At 50.1% G+C, this 7,464-nt stretch carries 7 protein-coding genes; 4 read left to right on the forward strand and 3 right to left on the reverse strand.

Features of this window, described 5'->3' with window-relative positions; translation table 11 throughout:
- Positions 1-1,882, forward strand: a 1,882-nt coding sequence (locus PN477_RS07070; RefSeq protein ID WP_272119033.1) for a class I SAM-dependent DNA methyltransferase, incomplete at its 5' end; no start/stop codon positions are given.
- Positions 1,883-1,899: 17 nt separating this feature from the next.
- Here the strand turns inward: PN477_RS07070 and PN477_RS07075 are convergent.
- Positions 1,900-2,124 (reverse strand): CHAT domain-containing protein, encoded by a 225-nt coding sequence (locus PN477_RS07075; RefSeq protein ID WP_334310534.1) that lies wholly within the window; start codon positions 2,122-2,124, stop codon positions 1,900-1,902.
- Between the two features lie 75 nt (positions 2,125-2,199).
- Entirely contained in the window at positions 2,200-2,994 is a 795-nt protein-coding gene (locus tag PN477_RS07080; protein ID WP_272119035.1) for a CHAT domain-containing protein, read from the reverse strand.
- A gap of 666 nt (positions 2,995-3,660) precedes the next feature.
- On the opposite strand from PN477_RS07080, the gene PN477_RS07085 reads away from it, so the two are divergent.
- Both PN477_RS07085 and PN477_RS07090 read left to right on the forward strand, forming a co-directional pair.
- Positions 3,661-5,139 (forward strand): CHASE3 domain-containing protein, encoded by a 1,479-nt coding sequence (locus PN477_RS07085; RefSeq protein ID WP_272147109.1) that lies wholly within the window; start codon positions 3,661-3,663, stop codon positions 5,137-5,139.
- A gap of 172 nt (positions 5,140-5,311) precedes the next feature.
- A complete protein-coding gene (locus PN477_RS07090; protein ID WP_272119039.1) occupies positions 5,312-6,028 on the forward strand; it encodes a cupin domain-containing protein in 717 nt (238 codons plus the stop codon).
- A 96-nt stretch (positions 6,029-6,124) separates the two neighbouring features.
- On the opposite strand, the gene PN477_RS07095 is transcribed toward PN477_RS07090, so the two are convergent.
- The gene (locus PN477_RS07095) at positions 6,125-6,397 is read right to left on the reverse strand and encodes a hypothetical protein (RefSeq protein WP_272119041.1); all 273 of its coding nucleotides are present in this window, start codon (positions 6,395-6,397) and stop codon (positions 6,125-6,127) included.
- A gap of 5 nt (positions 6,398-6,402) precedes the next feature.
- Between PN477_RS07095 and PN477_RS07100 the strand changes: the two genes are divergently transcribed.
- Positions 6,403-7,464: alpha/beta fold hydrolase (locus PN477_RS07100; RefSeq protein ID WP_272147112.1), on the forward strand; the 1,062-nt coding region annotated here is incomplete at its 3' end.

Here is a 7,464-nt window from a genome sequence, read left to right on the forward strand (position 1 = left end):
GGAGGAGTTGCGGGTGTTGGAGGTGGCGGCGCTGGAGGATTGGGGGAAGGTGCGCCCGGCGATTTTTGGGAATATTTTTGAATCAGCGATCGATGTGGGGGAGCGTCACGCCCACGGGATTCACTACACCTCGGAGGCGGACATTATGAAGATTGTTCGCCCAACGATTTCGCGCTATTGGGAGGAGCGGATCGAGGGGGCGAATACGATTCAGGAGTTAACGATTTTGCAGGAGGAGTTACGGAATTATCGGGTGCTTGATCCGGCTTGTGGGTCGGGGAATTTCCTTTATTTGGCGTATCAGGAGTTGAAGCAAATTGAGCAAGATTTGCTGGATAAGATTGCGGAGCGGCGACGGTCGAATGCGGGACAAAAGCAGATCGGTTTTGTCACACCGTTGCAGTTTTTTGGGATTGATAGTAATCGGTTTGCGGTGGAGTTGGCGCGGGTGACATTAACAATTGCGCGAAAGGTGGCAATCGATCGATTAGATTTGATTGAGCCTGTTTTACCGTTGGATACGTTAGATGACAATATTGTTTGTAAAGATGCGTTGTTTACGAAATGGCCCGAGGCAGATGCAATCATTGGAAATCCGCCGTTTTTAGGTGGCTATCGAATGCGAAAGGAACTCGGTGATAAATATACTGAAAAAGTTAGTCAAGCATTTCCTGAGGTAAAAGACAAGGTTGATTTTTGTATTTACTGGTTTCGATTAGCACATGATCGAATTCAGCAAAGTGGTAGAGTTGGGCTTGTTGGTACAAATACTGTGAGTCAAGGTACAAGTAGAATTGCTTCTTTAGACTATATAACTCAAAATAATGGCTATATACACGAAGCAGTCTCAACACAACCTTGGTCTGGTCAAGCTAATGTCCATGTCAGTATTGTTAATTGGATGCGATATCTTCCCAAAGAATTACATCTTGATAATCAGATTGTGTCACAAATTAGCTCATCTCTGAAATGTACAACTGATGTTTCTCAATCTAAGAGACTAAGAAATAATCATGGTTATTGCTTTGAAGGGGTTAAACCGACAGGAAAGGGTTTTATTATTTCATTAGACAGAGTCAATGAATGGACTCTAAAAGATGCAAATAATAGACTAGCCTTAAAGCCTTTTTTAGATGCAAGAAGTCTAACTAATAATCCCAGTGGTTCTCCTTATAGATGGATTATTGATTTTTATGGAATGACATTAGAAGAAGCTAGCGATTTTATGCTGCCTTTTGAACACGTAAGAACCTTTGTAAAACCGAAAAGAGATACTAATCGAGATCAAAGGGCTAAAGAAAACTGGTGGTTGTCTCCACGGCCACGGCCAGAGATGCGGTTAGCATTATCCAAGCTGAAAAACTATTTCATCGTTCCAAGACATTCAAAATGGTTTATCTTCTTGATTGCAAATTCATCTTGGCTGCCTAGTGATTCAACTAAAGTTGTTTCGTCTGATGATTTTTATGTTTTGGGAATTTTAACGTCTAAGACTCATCGGGTTTGGGTCAAAGCGCAAAGCTCAACCCTAGAAGATCGAACCCGTTACACCCATAACACTTGTTTTGAAACTTTCCCATTTCCCCAAACCCCAGCGCCGAAAATCGTTGAAAAAATCCGAGCGACGGCCACAGCATTGCATGAATACCGTAGCCAAGAAATGGAGCGCAAACAATGGGGAATCACTAAACTCTATAACGCCTACTTTGATGAACCCGCCAGCCAACTGTATAAACTCCATCAACAACTCGATAAACTCGTCCTCCGAGCCTACGGATTTAAGCCCAACGATGACCTCCTCGAAAAACTGTTAACCCTCAACCTCCAACTCGCCGCCCAAGAAGAAGCCGGGGAAACCGTGATCGGCCCTTGGGCCCCGTAGTGGCGTTGAGCCTGAACCTACCAGGGGCTGCCGACTAAAGTGAAGCCGCTCCAATAGAAAGGATGGGTTAAATCGAGGTCGTATTGGGCGAGGCCGGGCGGGAGGTCAAGATTGGCGATCGCACCATCGCGGATCGTCATTTGACCCTGGAGCATTTGAAGTTGGGCTTGGCGGAGGGCTTCGGCTTTAATTAGCGGCGTGGGGGCATTGAGTTGAGCATAGAATTGATCCATTAGTCCCAACGTGCCCAGATCCGATGATTGGGTTGAAAGGCGGCATGGGTGGCGAGGTGGATGACGTTAAAGGTGCGATCGCGGCTATAGGTGCGTAAATTTTTCCAGGGTAAAGTCTTGGTTGAGAAAAGCTCGGCTGGTGGGGTTTTGGGTGATGCTTTGGAGTTCGAGGGGGACGCTGGGCAGGTCTTGCAACTGGTCAAACTCCGATGCACCCATGGCGAGGACGGTGGGATTTTGCACCGTGCGATAGGTGCGATCGGTGAGGCTGAGGCTGGGGACTTGGCCGAGGCTGTATTTTTCAACGAGGAACCGCTCGCCATCGTAGAGCGCCGCGAGGGGAATTGTTCGCAGGGCTTCGCTCATGGAAAATACCAGGGTATCCACATCAAGATCGGCTAGATACGGCTCCAGGGGGCGAATTAACCAATCGTAAAGCTGGCTGGCTGAGGTTTGATACCCATTTCCTAACCCCTGAATCCGACGGCGGAAGGTGGTGACGGTGCGGTTGAGGGTGGCGCGATCGGCTTCGGGAATGATCTGACGCACAACGTTGCTATCGGGGGTAATTAAGATCAGTTCCAAGGCATCGGGTAAGCTCAACGCATAGATGAAGCCGTAGGATGTGCCGGTTTGTTCCCGAATGTAGGTGAAGAGTTCGGCCATATCGGGGGTGTTGGCTTGGTTGGGTGTGCCTTGATTGTTCAGGAGTTGGGCAAAAACATCGGTGCGATCGCCCTCCTCGGCATCGCTGCTACTGGTTTGAGGGGTCTGAGCGCCGGCGAGTTGTTGAAAGGCAGCGGTATAGTCCCGACTCATGAGGGGGGATGGACGGGAACGGCGGTCAACCCAATGCAGAATGAGGGCAAATGTTCGCATTTTTTGTCCTGATTTACCCACTGTAGCCGATCAACAGAGGTTTTCAAACCCTCACGCTGGGTGCAAGGATACGGCTGATTTGACCGATCATTTCAAGACAAAAGAGGCGATTTTTTGACAGTCTCAAAAACATTACTGTTCTCAATATTAAGCCGCTGATGACTAAGCGCGATCGCTCTCTCACGTTGGTCAACTCTTTTGAAACTCTACTGAGTAATTATTCCTATGTTTGGCACTGCCAGAAAAGTGTTGAGAGAGACTCTAGCTGTTTAGGGTTATCGGTAAAAAAGCTATGGGGTTTTGACATGAATTTATGGACTGTGTTTGAGGTGCGATCGCTCCGCCTCAATCTGTACCATCGAGTCCATTCAGGGAGTCCATTCGTGGTTGCAACATTTCGTTAGAATCCACCTATCGCACGAGTCATTGAGGTTAGAATTAAACAGGATTAAACCGATCTAATAGACGGTATCAGGGCCCTGCCACGCACCCTCAACAAGTTCACAAAGGGTGCATCCCACTTTTGCAGATTCCCATGGCTCGCCAGGGAGCACCCTCATCCCCAGCCCTTCTCCCGCAGGAGAAAGGAGCCAAAAGCCCTCTCTTGAGGGAGAGGGTTGGGTGAGGGATTGCATAACTGGGATGCACTCTTCACAAAATCCCCCCATGAAGCTGATCAACATCAACGCTCAATCTAAAAACTGGAAGCTCAGAACGATGATGGCTTTGGGTTTGGGACTGGTCGCATTGATTAACATGATTGTCAGTGCGATCGCCTATTCAACTAACAGTAGCGTGATCAAAACCATTACCTCTGTTGGTCATACCCACGAGGTCAAGTCTAACATTCGCCTCCTCGAAAAAGTGTTAGTGGATGCAGAAACCGGTCAACGGGGCTTTATCTTCGCCGGCAGTGAAAGCTTTCTAGAACCGTATGATCAAAGTCTCGAAGATATTGATCGTGTCTTTCAAGATCTGTATCAGTTAACCAGTGATAACCCGCTACAAACTCAAAATTTAGATGATCTAAGACCCATTTTTGATGAAAAAATAGCCGAACTCAATCAAACCATTCGTCTTAAAAAAAGTAGGCAAGAAGAACAACTAATGGCGTTGGTAAAATCTGAGCTTGGTAAGCGACTGATGGACGAAATTCGGTCGAGGCTCCATGAGATGTATGAGATTGAAGATGAATTGCTACGAGTCCGACAAAGTGATGCTATGCAGGCAAGACGATGGATGCAATTTTCGCTTTTGTCTGGGACGATCAGCCTATTGTTCTTAATCTTTTTTATCTATCGATTGATTGAAAATAACGTCATTCTGCCCATCGAAGATGTTGCGCTGAACTTAACATCTATGTCGTCTCAATTGGCGAGCACGATTGAAGAGCAGGAAAATGTTACGAGTCAGCAGGCTGCTTCCATGAGCCAAACGACAGCAACCATTAGTGAACTGGCCGCCTCTTCTCAACATATGGCGAGTCAAGCGGAATCGAGTTCTGCCCAAGAAAAACAGGTGATTACGCTCACGGAAACGGGTCAGGATTCGATGCAATCTTCAATCGAGAAAGTCACGATCTTGCACGATAATTCCGAAAAAATCACCCACCACACACAACTTCTTGAATCCCAAACGGCTCAAATTGGTTTGATTTCTAATTTGGTGAGTGAGATTGCGATGCAGACGGAGTTGTTGGCGTTAAATGCCGCGATTGAGGCGGTGCGGGCGGGTGAGAATGGCAAGGGATTTGGGGTTGTTGCGTCTGAAATTCGGAAGCTGGCGGATCAAAGTAAACATTCAGCCACTCAAATTAATGGCTTGGTTCAAGAGATTAAACAGTCGATTACGGCAACGACGAAAGTCACCGCAGTCGGGACAGAAAAAATCAATCAATTAATGGAGGTGCTGCAATCCACTGCGGCGATTTTTGAAACGGTGGTGACTTCTGTGCATACGGTGGTGCTCAATTCTCAACAAATTGCCGCCAATGTGAAGCAGCAAGATATTGCCTTGCAACAAATTACGGAGGTGGTGACGAGTATTAATCAAGGGGCGGCCCAAACGGTGATTGGGATTGGTGAAACGCGCACGAGTACGGAACAGTTAAAGCAAAATGCGCTGACGTTGTCGAATTTGGTTTGATGGGCTGCTTGGGGTGCGATCGCACGGTCTCCGCGTGTTTTTTCTGCCCAACAAATCGGCTCGTCCTGTATCGTTGAACCATAGTCCTCTGCTGAAGCCAAAACCCTATGTCTGATCGCTGCGATCGCCTCCTCACCGTTTGGCCCCGGATCACGACGGTGGAGGGGTAGCCATGACCTGCGATCGCCCGTTGTCGTCTTGCCACCCATCCACCCGGATTGATCTCAACGCCCTGATCCAAACCCCCGATCCCTACGACTTTTTTACCTTTAAACCGCACCTCAAAAAACTGATCCTGTCCGGAGCTGCCGATACCCAACATCTCAGCATCCTCTGGTACACAATCCCCAACGGCAGCGTCGGACAGCACCACCACACCCAAACCGAAGCCATCTACACGATCCACGGCTCCCAAACCGATACGAACGGGGTCTATCCCACCGGCTCCCTGGCCTTCAACCCCCCCGGCAGTGCCCACGCCATCACCCACAGCAGCGGCTTTTTTCTGTTGGCCTATGCCTCCCCGCCCAATTTTGACCCCATTGCTCTCGCTCCCACTGCATCCCCCATCCAGATCAACACCCTCGCCCCAGACCTCGACACCCAATACCCCTTTACCCCTGTTCACGAGGCTGTTGCGGTTTACCCGATCCCCCTCGATCCGGCGGGCGGCATCCGTGCCGAGTTGGTGAACCTGACCGCTGCCGGACAATATACCTATCGGGGCAATTGTCTGCTTGTGTTGCAAGGGCGTTGCACCCTCGACGGTACGCCTGCGGCTCATCATCACTTGGTGGTTGCTCCTACCCTGGAGCACCAAACCTATCAAGTCCGGGGGGAGGGCGATCGCTGTCTGGTGTTGGGACTTGCGTTTGAGTCCCCGGCTTGAATGGTGCTACTGCCTATACATAACGCACAACTGTTGACCCATTTGCAATGTGTTGTTGGATAGGTTAAACCCTGTTCACCCGATTGGAGGAATGCGCTAACAAATTTCACCCTCTGAGGTTTCTGTCTGGATATCGCCGCTACGGTGAATCTCTGTCGCTTGGGAGCGGCGAGACGTTGAGCGGCGCTTGAACCCATAGCGATAGCCCACATATCCCAGGGCGAGGAGTTGCAGCGGGAACAATGCGAGCCATTCCCGCGCCCAATTTGCTTCGGGGCCGTAGCGGGACACCGTGGCGAAACAGAGCAGACCAAAGCCAAGACTGACGAGGAAAACGAGGGGTTTTACAGAAGGGCGGCGGGGGGGCATGGGGCGTGAATGCTCTACACTGTGAAGGGTTATTTTGTCGTCTGTCGTCTGTCATGCCTGCCTATACTCTCCCTGCGGATGCTGCCCAGTTGACCGAATCCACGTCGATCGCCATGGCCCGACAGATTCAGGTTGAACCTATCTTAACGCCTCTTTCAGAGCGAGCGATCGCCTCTACCTACGTCACCCAAGGCACAGGACAACCGCCGATCCTCCTCCTCCACGGCTTCGACAGTTCCCTGCTCGAATATCGCCGCCTCCTGCCCCTCCTCAGCGAGCAGCATCAGGTCTGGGCGATGGATCTGCTCAATTTTGGCTTTACCGAGCGTCGCCTCGATCTTCCCGCTGGAACCGAGGCGATTAAAGCCCACATTCACGCCTTTTGGCAGCACTTTATCCAAACCCCGATGATTCTCGTGGGCGCATCCATGGGCGGGGCGGCAACGTTGGATTTTGCCCTCAGTTATCCGGACATCGTGCAACAGGTGGTGTTGCTCGACAGTGCAGGCCTGGCCCCCCGACCGATCGCCGGCAAATTAATGATTCCCCCCCTCGATCGCTGGGCGACGGACTTCCTCAGCAGTCCCCAAGTCCGCGAAAAAATCAGCCGCAAAGCCTACTACAACGATGCTAAATTCGTCACCGCTGACGCGAATCTTTGCGCGGCGCTCCATGTGGCGATCCCCGGTTGGAATCAGGCGTTGGTGAAATTCACGAAGCAGGGCGGTTATGGTTCGTTTAAACGTCAACTACCCCAACTCCAGCAACCCACGTTGATCGCCTGGGGGGCGCAGGATGCGATTCTCGGCACAAAGGATGCGCCGGTGTTTGAGCAGTTGATTCCCAACAGTGAATTGGTATGGATTCCCGACGCGGGTCATGTACCCCACTTGGAACAACCGGAAACAGTGGCAGCGGCCATGATGCGGTTTATCTTAAAATGTGCAAAGAAGACTCCCACTATAAAGCGAGTCCGAGTAGAGTTACCGAAGGTAACGGCGGACGTGCCTTTTAGTGGCGAGATGAATTTGCACCAACAAACAAATCGAGCGACAGCGAGTCCTTTA

Origin of the sequence: Spirulina subsalsa CS-330 (assembly GCF_028330765.1) — a bacterium.
In the GTDB taxonomy this organism is placed as follows: Bacteria; Cyanobacteriota; Cyanobacteriia; order Cyanobacteriales; family Spirulinaceae; genus Spirulina; species Spirulina subsalsa_A.

Coding starts and splice junctions, on each gene's coding strand:
- PN477_RS07090 (WP_272119039.1), top strand. CDS start 5,312: ATGACCTGCGATCGCCCGTTGTCGTCTTGCCACCCATCCACCCGGATT.
- PN477_RS07085 (WP_272147109.1), top strand. CDS start 3,661: ATGAAGCTGATCAACATCAACGCTCAATCTAAAAACTGGAAGCTCAGA.
- PN477_RS07080 (WP_272119035.1), bottom strand. CDS start 2,994: ATGCGAACATTTGCCCTCATTCTGCATTGGGTTGACCGCCGTTCCCGT.
- PN477_RS07095 (WP_272119041.1), bottom strand. CDS start 6,397: ATGCCCCCCCGCCGCCCTTCTGTAAAACCCCTCGTTTTCCTCGTCAGT.